The organism is Thermogemmatispora aurantia (assembly GCF_008974285.1).
Lineage (GTDB): Bacteria > Chloroflexota > Ktedonobacteria > Ktedonobacterales > Ktedonobacteraceae > Thermogemmatispora > Thermogemmatispora aurantia.
Genome location: NZ_BKZV01000007.1, coordinates 167,587 through 184,138 on the forward strand (window position 1 = coordinate 167,587; position 16,552 = coordinate 184,138).

The 16,552-nt window shown below is 61.7% G+C and carries 11 protein-coding genes; 7 read left to right on the forward strand and 4 right to left on the reverse strand.

The window, feature by feature from the left end:
* Window positions 1-26 precede the first annotated feature (26 nt).
* Entirely contained in the window at window positions 27-980 is a 954-nt protein-coding gene (gene pfkB, locus KTAU_RS18990; protein WP_151729857.1) for a 1-phosphofructokinase, read from the reverse strand.
* Complete coding sequence (ptsP, locus tag KTAU_RS18995) at window positions 977-3,439, reverse strand: phosphoenolpyruvate--protein phosphotransferase (RefSeq protein ID WP_151729858.1); 2,463 nt, start codon at window positions 3,437-3,439, stop codon at window positions 977-979. The genes pfkB and ptsP overlap by 4 nt, the downstream gene beginning before the upstream one ends.
* A gap of 293 nt (window positions 3,440-3,732) precedes the next feature.
* Between ptsP and KTAU_RS19000 the strand changes: the two genes are divergently transcribed.
* Window positions 3,733-4,737: a LacI family DNA-binding transcriptional regulator gene (locus tag KTAU_RS19000; protein WP_151729859.1), complete on the forward strand. Its 1,005-nt coding sequence runs from the start codon at window positions 3,733-3,735 to the stop codon at window positions 4,735-4,737.
* Window positions 4,738-4,799: 62 nt separating this feature from the next.
* On the forward strand, window positions 4,800-6,116 hold the full coding sequence (locus tag KTAU_RS19005; protein ID WP_151729860.1) for a formimidoylglutamate deiminase: 1,317 nt from the start codon (window positions 4,800-4,802) through the stop codon (window positions 6,114-6,116).
* Window positions 6,117-6,622: 506 nt separating this feature from the next.
* Here the strand turns inward: KTAU_RS19005 and KTAU_RS19010 are convergent.
* On the reverse strand, window positions 6,623-9,991 hold the full coding sequence (locus tag KTAU_RS19010) for a S41 family peptidase (RefSeq protein ID WP_151729861.1): 3,369 nt from the start codon (window positions 9,989-9,991) through the stop codon (window positions 6,623-6,625).
* 444 nt (window positions 9,992-10,435) lie between these two features.
* Between KTAU_RS19010 and KTAU_RS22075 the strand changes: the two genes are divergently transcribed.
* From KTAU_RS22075 to KTAU_RS19030, 4 genes are all read left to right on the forward strand, one after another.
* Window positions 10,436-11,155 (forward strand): FKBP-type peptidyl-prolyl cis-trans isomerase, encoded by a 720-nt coding sequence (locus KTAU_RS22075; RefSeq protein ID WP_228026538.1) that lies wholly within the window; start codon window positions 10,436-10,438, stop codon window positions 11,153-11,155.
* A 92-nt stretch (window positions 11,156-11,247) separates the two neighbouring features.
* The gene (gene pyrE / locus KTAU_RS19020) at window positions 11,248-11,856 is read left to right on the forward strand and encodes an orotate phosphoribosyltransferase (protein ID WP_228026539.1); all 609 of its coding nucleotides are present in this window, start codon (window positions 11,248-11,250) and stop codon (window positions 11,854-11,856) included.
* On the forward strand, window positions 11,853-12,701 hold the full coding sequence (gene pyrF, locus KTAU_RS19025; protein WP_151729862.1) for an orotidine-5'-phosphate decarboxylase: 849 nt from the start codon (window positions 11,853-11,855) through the stop codon (window positions 12,699-12,701). The genes pyrE and pyrF overlap by 4 nt, the downstream gene beginning before the upstream one ends.
* Window positions 12,702-13,640, forward strand: a complete 939-nt coding sequence (locus tag KTAU_RS19030; protein ID WP_151729863.1) for a dihydroorotate dehydrogenase — start codon at window positions 12,702-12,704, stop codon at window positions 13,638-13,640.
* A 204-nt stretch (window positions 13,641-13,844) separates the two neighbouring features.
* On the opposite strand, the gene KTAU_RS19035 is transcribed toward KTAU_RS19030, so the two are convergent.
* Window positions 13,845-15,071, reverse strand: a complete 1,227-nt coding sequence (locus KTAU_RS19035) for an acetate/propionate family kinase (protein ID WP_151729864.1) — start codon at window positions 15,069-15,071, stop codon at window positions 13,845-13,847.
* Between the two features lie 447 nt (window positions 15,072-15,518).
* Here KTAU_RS19035 and KTAU_RS19040 point away from each other — a divergent pair, with 447 nt between their 5' ends.
* Window positions 15,519-16,388 carry a DUF6081 family protein gene (locus KTAU_RS19040; protein ID WP_228026540.1) on the forward strand — a complete coding sequence of 290 codons (870 nt, stop codon included), beginning with the start codon at window positions 15,519-15,521 and terminating at the stop codon, window positions 16,386-16,388.
* Window positions 16,389-16,552: the final 164 nt, after the last annotated feature.

Below are 16,552 nucleotides of genomic sequence, written 5' to 3' on the forward strand. Positions count from 1 at the left end.
ACCGTGGATGGAAACCCGGTACGGTGCTAGCCCTCCGCGCTGAGCAAAGCCAGCGGCGAAAGCCGCACGCGCTCACTGTAGTCCTCCAGCACTGCCGATGGCGGCAACGTCCCATCGAGGCGCGAAATACGAGCCAGGGCATAAGCTGTAGCCAGGCGCGCAGTGGCGGCCAGATCGAGGCCGCGCTGCTCGGCCAGCACCAAAGCTGCTACCATGGCATCGCCAGCCCCGACTGTGCTCTCTACCGTCACCGCTGGCGGCAGAGCCTGCAGAACCTGCTCGCCTTCCACAAAAAGCGCCCCTTGCTCGCCGAGCGAGACCACAACGCGCCGAATATCGTGCCGCAACAAGGAGCGAGCGGCCTGTGCCACCTCACTCAGGCTGGTTAGGGGCTGACCCACCAGCTGTTCCAGCTCCACCCGGTTTGGCTTCACCAGCGTAGGCCCGGCCAGGATACCTTGGGCAAGGGCCTCGCCGCTGGCATCGAGTACTGTTAGTCGACCCAGGGCCTTCAGACGCGCGATGAAGGTCGCGTAGAGGGAGCTAGGGACCGCTGGCGGTAAGGCTCCCGCCAGCACAAACCAGCGGCAGTCGGCTGCCAGGTCTTCGACTGTTTGCCACAGCTTGCTCAGGGCCTCCTCTGAAGGAGCCAGGCCCGGCAAATTGATATCGGTAGTCTGTCGTCGCTCCTCATCAACAATCTTGATGTCGATGCGGGTCTGGCCTGGAAGACGTACGAAGGCATCAGCGATGCCGCGCTCGGCAAAGAAGCGCTCAAAAACCGAGGCGTTCTCGCTTCCCAGAAAGCCTGTGGCAATCACTGGGCAGCCGCTCGCCGCCAGAAAGGCTGCCACGTTGATCCCCTTGCCGCCAGCCTGTAAGAGCATGGTCCGCGCTCGGTGGACGTGGCCCGGCTCCAAAGAAGCCACACGCACCGTCTGATCGATTGCCGGATTCAAAGTCACCGTTGCCACCTTCATAGGGCGTGTACCTCCTCTGCCGAGCGGCAGCCTAAAGCCCGCCGGGCCAGCTGCTGCAGTTCGACCAATGAGCGGCGACGGATCTGAGCTTTAATCGTCGCGATTGCGGGGATAGTCATGCTCAGTTCTGAGACGCCCAAACCGACCAGGAGGGCGGCCCCCAGTGGCTCGCTCGCCAGGCCGCCACAGACGCCCACCCACTTGCCGGCAGCGCGTGCTGCCTCCACCGTGTGCGCAATCATCCGCAGCACGGCGGGATGAAGCGCGTCGGCCTGGCGCGCGAGTTGGGGATGGAGGCGATCCATCGCCAGCGTATACTGTGTCAAATCATTGGTACCGATCGAGAAGAAGTCGACCTCCGCGGCGAACTCCTCGGCCAGCAGCACCGCCGAAGGCACCTCGACCATCATGCCCAACGGCAGCCGCGGCGCGTTCAACTCGCGCCGTACGCGCTCGGCATAGTCGCGGGCCTGGGCAAAGTCCTCCAGCGTTGCAATCATCGGGAACATAATACTGATCGGCCCACAGGCGGCGGCGCGGTAGAGCGCGCGCAGCTGTGTTAGAAAGAGGTCTGGATAGGCCAGACACAGACGAATGCCGCGTAGACCTAAGAAAGAAGAATCTTCGGCGGACAACTCCAGATAGGGCACCTGCTTATCGCCGCCGATATCCAGCGTTCGAATGATCAGTGGGCGCCCGTTCAAGGCGCGGGCCATCGCGCAGTACGCCGCGTACTGCTCATCCTCCGAAGGAGGAGCGGCCCGTCCCAGGAAGAGAAATTCCGTGCGCATTAAACCGACGCCCTCCGCTCCAGCGGCCAGGGCCTGGGGAACCTCCTCAGCGCGGTTGATATTGGCCGCGATCTCCACATGGTGACCGTCGCGGGTGACTGCCGGAGCAAAGCGCTGGCCCTGAGCCGCTTCCTCTTGCTGTTGCAGCTGCACCTGCAGCGTCCGTGCCTCAGCCAGATCGGCCTCGCTGGGCTTCACGTAAAGTCGTCCGTTGAAGCCATCGAGAATAGCTGGCGTTCCATCGGCGAGTGCCAGCACCCCCTCACCAGCGGCCACCACCGCCGGTATGCCCTGGGAACGAGCAATAATGGCTGTATGCGATGTTGGGCCACCGCGCGCCGTGCACAGACCCTGCACGATGTCCGGGTCCAGAGCTGCCGTATCCGAGGGCGTCAGATCGTCTGCCACCAGTATCACCGGCCCACTGCTGGGGAAGGCCCCTGGGGCACTCATACCGAGCAGGTGGCGTAACACTCGCTCGCCGACGTCGCTCAGATCGACGGCGCGTCCCGCCAGCACCGGATCATCAAGCTGCTGCAGCTGATTCACGCGCCTACTGATGGCCTGTTGCCAGGCCCAGGCAGCGCCGTGCCCGGCGTAGATGAAGCGGACCGCCTCTTGAATCAGCTCAGCGTCCTGCAGAAACTCACGATGGGCGCGGAAGATCGCGGCCCGGCTCGAACCGAGGCGCGCCCGCACCTCCTCGTAGAGCTGATCCAGTTCGGCCTGTGCACTATCGAGGGCGCGCTGGAGGGCCAGCCCCTCGCTGGCGGGATCGCCCGGCTGATCGAAGACCTCTAGACGCTCGCGGCGATAGCGCTGCAGCGGCGCAATCGCCAGACCGCCAGAGGCTCCGAGGCCGCTGTAGATGGCTGCCGCTGAGCGTGGAGCCCAGCGAGGGACAGCGCCTGGAATCTGCTCATCGCGGGCTGGTAGCGGCTCCAGCTCGTCGCCCAGGCCAGCGGCGATGGCCTCTTGCAGAGTGGCCAGGGCCTGGGCCGCATCGGGGCCTTCTGCTGAGACCCGGATGGTGGCGCCGCGCTCGGCCCCCAGCTGGAGCAGCGCGATCAGACTCTTGCCATCAGCGACACGCTCACCGTAGCGCACCCGAATCGCTGCCTGGAAAGCGCGGGCCAATTCCACAAAGTGTGTCGCCGGACGGGCGTGCAGCCCGGTCCGATTCTGAATCACCGCTTCAAAAGATGTAGCGTAGTCAGCCACGGTGCTTGGAGCGGCGGGCCGTTCGCCGGTGAGAGCCTCGATAATATCTCGGGGGTCGGTCGTGTGGATCAGGCGCTCGACGGCAGCCATGTCGCCAAGCACACGCGTCAGCCGCCGCAGCGCATCGATGTGCTCATCGGAGCGAGCGGCAATGGCCACTACCAGGTGGACAATTTCGCCGGGGTTCCAGGTTACGCCAGCAGGTAGCTGCAGCACAGCAATCCCGGTATGGTGAATCAGCTCCTGATCGCGGGGCAAGCCGTGGGGGATGGCAATGCCGTTGCCAAGATAGGTGTTGGCGACCTGCTCACGCTGCAACATACTGTCAATGTAGCCTGCCTCGATGCAGCCACTGCGCACCAGGAGGTCGCCCGCCTGGCGAATGGCTCCTTGTTTGTCCTCGGCCTGCGCCTGCAGCCGAACTTGCTGCTCAGTTATGCGAATCATCGTTGCCTCCAGGGGGAGAGGAGCCAGGGCATACACTCTGTCTTATTTGTAAACGATTACAATAGTTTTGTCAAGTGGTCCCCCTTCTTCCGCGGCTTGAGAAGCCCAGAAATTGGCTTTTTTGGCCGGAAAATGGCAGAGTATTTTGTAAACGATTTCAATATGATTACCGAAATGGCCGTATGGTGATATGCCGAGATACAAAATTGTGGTATAGTAAGATTCAAATTGACTGGAGTGAGTCAGTCAGCCAGCAAGCAAGCCCATCACCGAGAGGCATTCGGAGAGCGTGCATGGCGAGCATCAAAGAGGTAGCCAGAGCGGCGGGCGTATCGACGGCCACCGTTTCGCGGGTGTTGGCCAACAGTCCGCACGTGCGTCCGGCGCTGCGCGAGCGTGTACTGAAGGCTATCAAGGAGCTAGAGTATCGTCCCAATCTCATTGCGCGCAGCCTGCGTGCTCAGCAGACCACGACTATTGGCCTGATTGTCTCAGACATTCGCAATCCTTTTTTCACGGCCATCAGCCGGGCCGTCGAGGATACTGCTTACGAGGAAGGCTACAGTCTGATTCTCTGCAACACGGACGAGGACCCCAAGAAGGAGAGCATTTATCTCAATGTGATGCGTGATGCCAACGTAGCGGGCGTCATCCTCTCGCCGACCGGGCCGACGGCGGCGGGGTTACGCGAACTGGAGGCGGGTTTTGCGGTGGTGGTCATCGACCGCTCGATTCCTGACGCTGACGTTGATATGGTCTTACTGGACAACGTTGATTCGGCCTATCGCCTGACCCGACACCTGCTTGAGAATGGCTATCAGCGTATTGCTGCCATCTGCGGGGAGCGCAGTACCACGGGGAGAGAGCGCTGTGCCGGCTACGAGCAGGCATTGCGAGCCTATGGGCTGCTGCCGACAGCGGAGCTGGTGCGCTTTGTGCCGCCGCAGATTGAGGCTGGCTATGCGGCGGCCCTGCGACTGTTAGATCTGCCTGAGCCGCCGGAGGCCCTGCTCACGACCAATAGTCTGCTGGCGGCGGGAGCCTTGGAAGCGATCCGCGAGCGCGGGCTGCGTATTCCCGATGAGGTAGCGCTCGTCACCTTTGATGAGACCACCTGGGCCTCGCTGGTCCAGCCACCGATTACCCTGATTGAGCAGCCGACGTATGAGATTGGCAAGACGGCTACCGAACTGCTGCTACAGCGGGTGGCTGAGCCGGAGCGTCCGACGCGACGCGTTATTCTTAAAGGCCGCCTGTTGGTTCGCGGCTCTAGTGCGCCGCGCGTTCGTTGTGGTTGAGAGCGGCGGGCCTGAATTGCTGGTAGGGAAGACTATATCTTAAAAGGAGAAGAGGGGCGGCCATGCGCTATCTATGGCCTGATTATGTCTATACGTCCCGCGGCTGGCAGCGCGATCTGCTAGTGGCCCTGGGTGAGGATGGGCGCCTTGCGGGACTGCAGCCACGTTTTGCCGATGGGGTGACCTTCACCTTGCCGGAAGGGGCTGTATTAGAGCCGCTGCCGGGCAAGGCCCTGCTGCCTGGCTTTGTGAATGTCCACAGCCATGTCTTCCAGCGCGCGCTACGTGGTCAGGCTCAGCGGCCTGTAAGCGGGCGTGATACCTTTTGGAGCTGGCGCCAGGCGATGTATGCCGAGGCCCAGCGCCTCGACCCTGAACGTCTTTACACGCTGGCCCGGGCTACTTATCGCGAGATGCTGGCTGCCGGCTACACCACGGTTGGCGAGTTTCATTATGTGCACCATCAACCCGATGGTCAGCCCTACAGTCCCCCCAATCTCATGGCTGAGGCTCTGCTCCAAGCAGCCCGTGAGGCAGGCATTCGTCTGGTGATCTTGCTTGCCGCCTATGCGCGCAACGACTTTGGCCAGCCGGCCTTAAAGGAGCAGCGCCGCTTCTGCGATTCCTCGGTCGCTGCCTATCTGGAGCGGGTCGAGGCCCTGCGCAGTCAGGGAGCCTCCGTCGGACTGGCGCCGCACTCGGTGCGAGCGGTTCCCGAGGACTGGCTGCGCGCCATTGCCGCCTACAGCCGGCAGGAGCGGCTGCCGTTGCATATCCATGCCGATGAGCAACTGGCAGAGATCGAGAGCTGTCTGGCGGCTTGTGGTTGCCGCCCGCTGGAGCTGCTGGCACGCTGCGAGGTGCTTGGGCCGCTGACCACTGTCGTTCATGCCACGCATGCCAATCAGCAGGAGCTGGCTCTCCTGGCCAGCTCTCAGGCCAGCGTTTGCCTTTGCCCGACGACCGAAGGCGACCTGGGCGATGGCATTCCGCCGTACCGTGACTTCCTGGCGCAGGGCATCCCCCTGGCCATCGGCTCCGATAGCAATACACGCCTTGATCCATTCGAAGAACTGCGCTGGGCAGAGTACACGGCGCGTCTGCGCTATGGCGAGCGGCGCGTGCTCGTGGCTGAATCAGAGGCCTCGCCCGGGGCCTATCTCCTGGCCTGTGGCTGTGAGCATGGAGCGGCGGCCCTGGGGGTCGAAAGTGGGCGCCTTGAACCCGGGCGCCTGGCTGATCTCGTGGCCATTGATCTGGAGCATCCCATGCTCCAGGGCTGGACAGTCGAGAGTCTGCTCGATAGCCTCTTCTTCGGTGCTTCGGCGGAGGTTGTCAGTGCTGTCTGGGTAGGGGGAAGGCAGGTCTATTGCCGCTGAAATGAATGCCCCTCTTCTCCCGGAACGCGAGTGGCAGCTATAGACGATTGCCTGTGGTGGTAGCTCAGTCGGGTCAGCGCCGCCTTGGCGGTGATCTGGCAGCCTGGCTGCTCATCGATCTCGTCGCTATTAGGCTGCTGACAGGCCTGTACCTTCTGGCGGCCCGGGCTGTGGCCTGATCGCTCTCTTCTTCTGGAAGTGGAGGGGCTTCTATGCTATTTTTTTTGACCTATTATATCTTAATATTGTTGAGAATATGATTTTGGAAAATTGTAGCTGTGAGATCGTTTTGTGCTGATTCTACGTTGCGCCTGTTCGCTATAGCCGACTGCGGAGAAATAGCGTCTGGCCATATCCCACCTGATCTACTCTCCCTGTTCAGGATAGTTGACTGTCTGGCTAACGCGAAGGCTGGATGGAGCGCAGGGGCGGTGGCATAGCCGTAGACCAGTCCCTGCGCCTCACTTCCCATAATCACCGGCTCTCGCTCGCTGGCACGCGGTTAGTCACTCAGCCGCTGCGGGTGTATCGACATTGCTGTCGGGTAGAGCCTGGCTGCTGGAGCCGAGTTCAGTGGGTGGTGAAGAAACCAGCAAGCGTGGGCGGGAGCGGCGTGGACGCTCACCGGGTTTAGGCTCCAGGACCGGATAACTCTCCAGCAGGCGCAGCGCCTCAGCGACAGCACGCTCCAGCTGTGGATCGCGCTGGCTAGCGTAGTCCTGGGGAGCGATATCCACCTCGATATCGGGATCGGTGCCGTAATTCTCGACATTCCAACCGACGTCTTTGAACCAGAACGCAAACTCCGGCTGTGTCGTCCGTGTCCCATCGACCAAGCGATGGCGGGGGCTGATACCAATCACGCCGCCCCAGGTGCGTTTCCCGATCAGCGGTCCCAGGCCCATCAGCTTAAAGCAATGGCTAAAGATATCGCCGTCCGAGCCAGCCTGCTCATTGGTCAAAGCGACCATTGGGCCGCGCGGTGACTCCGGAGGATAGGGGACAGGCTGTCCCCAGCGTGGAAAATCGTAGCCGAGGCGGCGGCGCGCCAGCTTCTCCAGCAGCAGCGGTGAGACATGGCCGCCACCATTCCAGCGCACATCGATCAACAGGGCCGGGCGATCATACTCATTCAGGTAGCTGCGATGGAACTCCGCATAACCCTCAGCTCCCATATCGGGGATATGGATATAGCCTACGCGTCCCTCCGAGAGCTGATGCACCAGGCGTCGGTTGCTTTCGACCCAATCGCGATAGCGAGCGTAGCGCTCGCTGGCCAGAGCCTTCACGGTGATCGTGCGCACCTCGCCGGTGGCTGCGCTCTCGATCGTCAGCTGCACCTCATTATGGGCCTGATTAACTAGCAGCTCCTCGGGACTGCGCTGTGGCCCGACGCGCTGACCGTTGATCGCCAGTACCGCATCGCCCTCGGCCACGTTGAGCCCGGGCGAGGTCAACGGAGAAGTAGCGCGGCTATCGGAGGGATCGCCACGCACAATGCGAGCGATGCGGTAGCGCTCGTGCTCAGCGTCGTAGAGCCAGTCGACGCCAAGGAAGCCTTGTCGATACTGCGGTCCGTGGCGATACTCCCCGCCCATCTCATAAGCGTGAGACGTGCCCAGCTCACCCTGTAGTTCCCAGAGCAAATCGGACAGTTCTGAACGCGAAGCCACACGTTCCAGCAGGGGAGCATATTGGGCATGAATGGCTTCCCAGTCGATGCCTGACATATCCTCATCCCAGAACTGTTCGCGTTGCAGACGCCAGGCCTCATCGAACATCTGGCGCCACTCGGCAGCTGGCTGCACCGACACCTTCACGCGACCCAGATCCAGCCAACCCGTTTCACGGCTTGCCCGCTCCCCGTTCTCTCCTTTGGGAGCCTTCTCGCCGGCCTTAACCACGCGCAGGCGCTGACCGGAGCGATAGATCAGCATGCGCCCATCGCGCGCCAGCTCAAAATCATCGACGCCATCGATCAGCCACTCATACTTATGGTTCTCCAGATCGTAGCATTCGATGTGACCACGGACCGGCGGTGTCTGGCCATCAGTCTGACTGTGCAGCGCTCCCTCGACCGGAAAGCTCAGGAAGAGGGCTTTCCCCTTCATACCGCGGATCTTGCGATAGCGGCCCTCTGGCACGGGGAAGGGTAGCACCCGCTCTGTGATGCCCTCCAGATCGATAGTCATGGGGACAGGACGGCGCTGGCTCTCTTCGCCGTTCTCCTCCTCGCCCTCCTCCTTGGAGTCTCCTCTGGGCGCGCCCTCGGTTCCCGTGGGGCCAGCCCGCTTCTCCTCTTTCTCGCGCCCATTCGGCTGTGGCGCCCGTGGCTCCGGCACAAATGGCGAGCGCTGGTCACGGCGCAGCATAATAGCGTAGGGCTTCACTCCGCGTGGAAAATTCAAATCGAACTGCAGAGCATCGTAGACTGGATTGAAGATGCGGTACCCCAGGAAGTAGAGAAACTTCCCCTCGGGATCAAAGGAGGGCGCCACGTCATGTAGCACTGGACGCGTAGCCAGGGCCAGTTCGCCACTCTCCAAATTGCAGAGTTTGATGGCCGTTTGCTGGGCGCTGGAAGGAAAGCTGTAGGCTAACCAGCGCCCATCGGGTGACCAGGCCACATGTTCGATCTGACCGAACGGGCTGCGATCGAGCAGACGGGCACGACCCTCGACCAGATCGACCACTAGCAGCTCATTGCGGTGGTTCGAGATTGCCACCTCGTCGGCGACCGGCGAGACCTCGACGGTCAGTGCACGCCCAAACTCAATCTCGGCGTAGAGACGAGGCTCAGCAGCGTCCTCGGGATCAAAGACCACCAGCGCTTCGCGTCCGATGGCATCGCAAACTGCTACCAGGCGCCGCCCATCGTTGAGCCATTGCAAGAAGCGATAGCGCACACCATCAGGCTCGCCGTACTGAATGACCGGTCCTTCCCAGTTGCCGAAAGAGAACGCCTTGCCACGGGTTGTCACCGCTATCATATGCCCCTGGGGATGGAGGGCATAGGTATCGAGATAGTGAGCCGCTGACACAAACTTACGATTGCGCTGTGTACGCTGGCTTGGGAGCAGCACCTCCAGGCGGCGTGTCTGGTTGCTCTCGGGATCGAACAGATACAGATCGGCTCCGGCATGATAGACCAGGCGCTCGCCATCGCTAGCGAGATTACGCGCGTAGAAATCCTCGTGGTGCGTGTGACGACGCAGGTCCTCCCCTTCGGGAGTGCATGAATAGACGTTACTGATTCCCTCGTGATCGGAAAGGAAGTAAATGCGCTCGCCCACCCAACAGGGAGAGCTGATGTTCCCGTTGATGCGCAACAGACGTTCGAAGTGCCCGCTCCCTTCGCGGTCGCACCACAGATGGCCGACGGTGCCACCGCGATAGCGCTTCCAATAAGCTGCCTCGCGGATGTTGCGACCGAGAACGATGCCGCCACGAGGACCGAAAGAGATCTCATTAGCGGCGCCGTAAGGAAGCTGGCGCGGTAGACCGCCGGCGGGACTGACAGCGTAGAGCACTTCATAGTGCAGGCTCATTTGACCGGCGCTGCTGGCATAGAGGATGGCGTCGCCCGTTGGAGTCCAGCCCAGGACCTTACAGGAGGCGGCTTGATACGTCAGGCGGCGGGCTGGTCCCCCTGCCGCTGGCATCAGAAAGACCTCGCTGGGACCTTCCTCGTGACCAACAAAAGCAAGCTGGGTGCCATCGGGAGAAAAATGCGGGTGGCTGATCGCGCCCATGCCTGCCGTCAGGCGTTCGGCGCGTCCACCCTCGCTCGAAACGAGCCACAGGTCGTCCTCGGCCACAAAGACAATCTGATCGTGGTAGATCGTAGGGAAGCGCACATATCCCTGGGAAGGCATATTCTCTCCTTTAGTTGGGTCAGGAATCAATCGCTGCTGAGTCCTCTGTATGGCAAAAGAATGGCGTCTAGCGCCTTGGCCATATTATATGAGATGAGCTATACTACTGTGCAGTAGTAGAGAGACTCTAGTGAAGCTACTAGGAGCATTCTAGCATAGATTGCTTCAATTGTCGAGTTTTAGCTGAGTGACGAATGACCGTGGGTGGTCAGCAGCGCAGCCTCAGGCTGGGCAGAGGAAGCGAATGGGCGGGCGTCTTGTGGGGAGCATAGCTTGTGTGCGGGGAGAAGCTCGTGTGGGTGATAGGGGCGCTAGAAGAAAACCGGCGGCAACCTGCGCAGGCTTGCTCTTGCCAGAGTGGAGGAAACATGTTAATCTCAGCGTAACAATGCACACCATCACCACCGGGGCAGGCATCCATCACAGATCCACAGAGGAGAGTGTATGACGCAGACAGCACAGGGGAAAAAAGGAGGTTCGCAGAGACAGCGCCGTCCGGGGCAGCGCCAACAAGAGCGAATCAGAAGGCAGGTGCGGCGTCGGAGGCGTCAACAGCTCATTATCACCAGCACTGTGACTCTTGTCATCATTGCCCTGGCCGTGCTGGGCTTTTGGCAGTATCAGCGTGTCAGTGCTCAGCAGGCCGTCTCACACGAGGCCACAGCGACCGCCGTCAGCAAGGCTCATGCCAACGCTACGGCGACGGCGCTGGCGCGCAACTGCTTCATCGATAGCAGTGCTTCTATGCAGGTGCCCTCGATTTACAGCGCCACGGCTACCCCGACAGCGGGGCCGGCGACCTCGCCAGCGGTCAATGGAACGCCAGTGGTCAAGAGCGATGGACTCAAGTATTTTGACATCCGCACGGGCAGCGGTACAGCGGCTAAGAACGGTTCTACCCTGGAGGTGGAATACGTCGGCTGGCTGGCCAATACCTGCAAGAAGTTCGATAGTTCCTATGATCGCAACGGTCAGCCGTTCTCGTTCACGCTGGGCAAGGGCCAGGTCATTAAAGGCTGGGATGAGGGTCTGGTTGGGGTCAAGCCGGGGACGATTCGTCGCCTCTACATTCCGGCGAAGCTCGGCTACGGCAATCAGGCGCAAGGCTCGATCCCGGCTAACTCGGACCTGATCTTCGATGTCATCGTGCTCAGTGTGAAGTAGCCTGAGCAGCCTCGCCGGCTGGCCGCTGGCAAGCTGCCGCGGTCAGCCTTAACAAACACGGTAGTGCGGCGCAAGCCACTGAGGGATGGGAAATGATGGATGAAACAGAGCTGCTGGCGCTCTTTGAGCGTCTGGGAGTTGTCTCGAAAGGGCACTTTGTGCTGACCTCGGGTCGGCACAGTGACGAGTACTGGGAGAAGTTCCGCCTGTTGGAGTGGCCACGGGTCACGGAGCGCCTCTGCGCCGAGATGGTGGCTCACTATGCTCTCGAAGAGATCGAGGCCGTGGCTGGTCCCACCACTGGTGGGGCGTTATTGGCCCAGGAGGTAGCGCGTCAGCTTGGGACGCGCTGCCTGGTGGTAGAGCCGGCTACCGGTGGTGGGCGTGAGCTGCGCCGTGGCTTTAGCCTGCGGCAAGGCGAGCGCGTCTTAGTGGTTGACGATGTCCTGACGACAGGGCTGTCGCTACAAGAGACGCTGCAGGCCCTGCTGGTCTATGAGCCGACGGTCGTTGGCATTGCAGTCCTGCTGGATCGTAGTGGCGGCGTGGCGGCAAAGCAGTTGCCTGTTCCTTGCCAGGCGCTCCTGACAGTGACGGCACGGACCTATGAGCCAGGTGCCTGTCCTCTCTGCGCTCAGGGGCTGCCGTTGACGAAGCCTGGTAGCCGTGGCCTGCACGCTCCTGGAGGGAGATCATCATGAGCGGGCCGAGCTTTCTGGAGAAGTGGCAGCAGGCGAGCAGCGAACGCCAGAGTCTATTATGCGTTGGGCTTGATCCCGAGCTGGATCGCTTGCCGGCACCGCTGCGAGGGAGAGGCCCGGAGGCGCTGGTACGTTTCTGCCGTGAGATCGTAGAGGCGACTTTACCTTATGCCTGTGCCTACAAGCCGAACCTGGCTTTTTTTGAGGCGTTGGGACCGCAGGGGTGGTCGCTGCTGCGCGAGGTACTGGCGGCCATTCCGCCGCAGGTGCCGGTGATTGCCGATGCCAAACGCGGTGATATCGGGCACACGGCCCGCGCCTATGCTACGGCCATTTTCGAGCAGCTTGGCTGCGATGCCGTGACGGTGCAGCCCTATCTTGGCTACGATGGCGTGCAGCCCTTTCTGGCCTATCATGAGAAGCTGGCCTTTGTGCTCTGCCGCACTTCGAATCCAGGGGCCGGTGATTTTCAAGATCTGCTGGTGCAGTCCGCCTCTGGTGAGGCGCAGGCCAGGCCGCTCTATCTGGCGGTAGCGGAGCGTGTGCGTCAGTGGCAAGAACGTCATGGCAATTGTGGGCTGGTGGCTGGGGCAACCTATCCGCGCGAGCTGGCGGCCATTCGAGAGCGCTGCCCGACCTTGCCGCTGCTGGTGCCCGGAGTGGGAGCCCAGGGAGGCGAACTAGAGGCGGCGGTACGAGCCGGCCTGGATGAGCATGGTGGGGGGATGCTGATTGCAGTCTCGCGGGCTATTCTCTATGCTGATGGAGGAAGCGACTACGCGCTGGCAGCGGGCGAGGCGGCGCGGCGTCTGCGTGCTGCGATTAACCAGGCAAGAGGGAGCTAGATGCGGCTCACGGTCGAACTGGCGGCGGGACGCAAGAGCAGTCTGCTGCTGCGTAATCCGGTGATGTTAGCTGCCGGAACCTGTGGTTACGGCCTGGAGTATGCCAGGATTGCTGAGATCGAGCGCCTGGGGGCCATTGTCAGTAAGGGAACGACCTTGCGCCCGCGACGGGGCAACGCGCAGCCACGCACGCGCGAGGTCGCGGCGGGCTTGCTCAATGCCATTGGACTACAGAATCCTGGTATTGAGACCGTGATTCGTCGATATGCCCCAATTTGGTCCACCTGGCAGACGCCGGTGATTGTCAACATTGCGGGCGAGACGGTTGAGGAGTTTGCCGAGCTGGCGCAGCGGCTGGAGGGGGTGCCGGGGGTGGCGGGTATTGAGGTCAATGTTTCTTGCCCTAATGTGCGTGCCGGGGGCCGTGTCTTCGGCGAGAGTCCTGAAGCGGTGGCCGCGGTCACGGCGGCAGTCCGTCAGAGCACGACCTTACCCGTGATTGTCAAGCTCTCGCCTAATACTGGCGATGCGCGTCCGACCGCTCTGGCGGCGGCTGAGGCTGGGGCCGATGCGGTTTCTTTGATCAATACGCTGACAGGAATGGACATCGATCTCGAGGCCCGTCGCCCATTGCCGGCCCACGGAACCGGCGGGCTGTCCGGGCCAGCCATCAGACCGCTGGCTTTGCGCATGGTCTACGAGGTGGCCTGTGAGTTACGCGAGCGGCAGCCGGGGGTGGCAGTCATTGGCATCGGCGGGATTACGTCAGCCTCGGACGCGCTGGCTTTCATCATGGCCGGGGCGGTCGCTGTGCAGATCGGCACGGCTAACTTTGTGAATCCGCGTACAGGCGTGCTCGTGCTGGAAGGGATTGAGGCTTTTATGCGAGCGCACGGCATCGAGAATATTGCCGAACTGGTTGGGGCCGCCCTCCCGTAAGTCCTGCTCTGCCGAGCTGAGCAAGCTAGAGTGGGGCGGCGCTCCTTCTTTATGGAGAGCTGAGCGAGCTGGCGTCTGCTCTCCCGCCGTATCTTTGGGCTGTTCCAGCTTCTTGGATGCCGTCGAGGGTCAAGGAGCTGGCACTTTTTTGGGGAGGGATAGGACCGGCGGGAAGAGCGGCAAGGCCAGGGTCAGGGCGAACGCTCAAGAGCGTGCGCGCTGTTGGAGCAGGTGCCAGCAGGCCTCGGCAATCATCCAGTCTTCCTGTGTCTGCACGACCAGCACGCGCACGGCTGAGTGAGGACTGGCGATGTCGGCGTCGCCACCCGGGTCGGCGTTACGAGTGGGGTCAATGGCGAGGCCGAGGAAGCCCAGCGTTTCGCAGGCGGCGGCGCGTACTTCGGGGGCGTGTTCGCCGATGCCGCCAGTGAAGATCAGGGCGTCGACGCCGCCCAGGACGGCCAGCATGGCGCCGATCTGCAGGCGCAGGCGATGGATGAAGGTGTTGAAGGCCAGCCTGGCCCGCCGATTCCCTTCGGCGCGTGCCTGCAGAATGGTGCGCATGTCTCCCGAGAGACCAGAGATGCCCAATAGGCCCGATTCACGGTTGAGAATGCGGTCAAGGTCGTCTGCGCTATAGCCGCTGTGGCGCAGGAGGTAAAGGAGCAGGCCAGGATCGATGGAGCCGGAGCGCGTGCCCATCATCAGCCCTTCCATTGGGGTGAAGCCCATTGTGGTTTCGATGCTTTCGCCTCCCAGAATGGCGGCCAGCGAGCAGCCGTTACCCAGGTGGCAGGTGATAAGGCGCAGGCTGGCGAGGTCGCGCCCCAGGAGCTGGGCGGCCCGGCGCGCGCAGTATTGGTGGCTGAGACCGTGGAAGCCGTAGCGGCGCAGGCCCTGGGCGAACCATTCGTAGGGTCCAGGGTAGATTTGGGCTGGTAACGGCATGTGGCTGTGGAAGGCGGTGTCGAAGACGGCGATCTGCCTCGCCTGGGGAAAAGCTTCTTCGACGGCGGCCATTGCTTCGAGGCTGGCGCGGTTGTGGGAAGGGGCCAGTACCTGCAGGCGCTCGATGGTGGCTTTCAGTTCTGGGGTGATCAGCGCTGGCTCGCTATAGTGCGCGCCGCCGTGGACGACGCGATGCCCTACGACTCCGATCTCTTCGCCCCGGTCGATGCTGTGTGTTGCGCCGTGGCTGAGGCTGTGCAGGATGTGTTTGAGGACCGCAGGCCGCTCACTGGTAGGAAGGGTCTCGCGCTCTTCTTGCCCGCTGGCGCTGCGAATGACCAGTTCGGTTTTGCCCGGCTCGTGCGACCAGTCGGCGCTGGCTTCCCATATGGGTGGTGGTGCCTCTGCTGGTAAAGGGGCCTGCACTTCGTATAGTCTGGTCTTTTGGCTGCTTGAACCGGCGTTGAAGACGAGGATTTTCATGTCTTGCTCTGTCCTTTCTGCGGCTCTCTCGGACGGCGGATTGCTCGCCTGGCTCACTGTTTCTTCTTCTATTATCTGTTACGGAAGTCGACCGTGCACAGACACTGGCACATCACAAAACTGGCACCGTGGGCCAGCTGTGAGGGGCTTCCAACAAGAAGAGTCTGAGCTGGTGCCGCTGGCCGCGTGAGCCTTGCCCGGAAGGGGTAGCGGTGATAGCATGAAGCAAGTGGCCCTCTGCTGGCAACGGCCTTGCGAGTAAGGAGGGGAAGGATGGATAGCCGTAGCGAGAGTGGCGGAGAGCTGGCCAGCCAGGGTGGTGGTCGCAGGCATAGGTCTGCATATGCGCAGATGCATGGGTCTGTGCGCCGGGCGTATACAGGTCAGATATGCATGTATGTATCAGCGCTGATTGTCTGTGAGGAGAGGAGAAGGAGCGACGCAGCAATGACAGATGCACGACAAGAGATCGATCAGGAGCAGAGTCAGCAAATCCTGCAGTCTCGACGGGCTGCTACAGATAGCGCTCAGCAAGAGGAGCGTTTCGTCTATGCAGGCTACCATAGTATCATCAGCGGCGTTGATCGGCATTGGGACTATGGGGGCTTCCCGCTGCCAGATGGTAGCTTCTGGCGCTATCGTGAGCCAAACGCGGTGGTGGTGGTCGAGGGCAATCGTCTGCGCGTGGCGGCGGTTCCGTTAACGCGCTTCCATAACGAGGTGCAGATTCTCGATAACGCCAAAAATATGTTTTTCTCGACGCGGCGCTTCACGATGCCCGAGGATGGGACCATTCTCTTCGAATGGGAGATGCGCGCCCGTGGCATCAATACGCGCCCGCATGATCTCTACGATGGCTTTGTGTCAGCCCACCTGCTCGATTTCGCCACCGGTATGGCCTTCGATTTCTTCGTCTCTAACGATACGATTGCCACAGTCTATGCGCTCCTGCCGTTTCCAGGGGTGCCAGCGCCGCCCGATCCTGAGCCGGAGCGTGCCGTCAAGCCAAAGTACTTCTGCGACTTCAATGAGCTGCCGGTAGAGACGGTCCCCTGGCAATGGCATCGCTATGGCATCAGCTACTGCAAGGCGCGCGATGAGGTGCGCTTTTTCCTGAATGGGCAGGAGGTGGGCCGCTACAGCGAGGTACCGTGCAAGGTGGATGGCTGCATTCTGGCGCTGGGCCTGATGACGGAGAAGAGCATTGAAGACGGGCGCAGCGTTTCGTTGCATGGCCAGGGCCTGATCGGTGAGTGGGGACCGTTTACGATCACAGTGCGACACGATGGAGAGGACGGAGAGCATACCGGTCCGTAGGGACCCGCGCCCGCTAGTCAAGCGGGCCATGCCCGGGTGCAGGGCTGCGCTGCCTGGCCACGAGGTGAGGAAAGCTGCCGACTTCTGTCCAGGACCAGGCCGGGGAGACCATAAGCGTGGGGCCTGGATGACACAGGCCCAAGGGGGTAGGTCTCTCTTTGGGA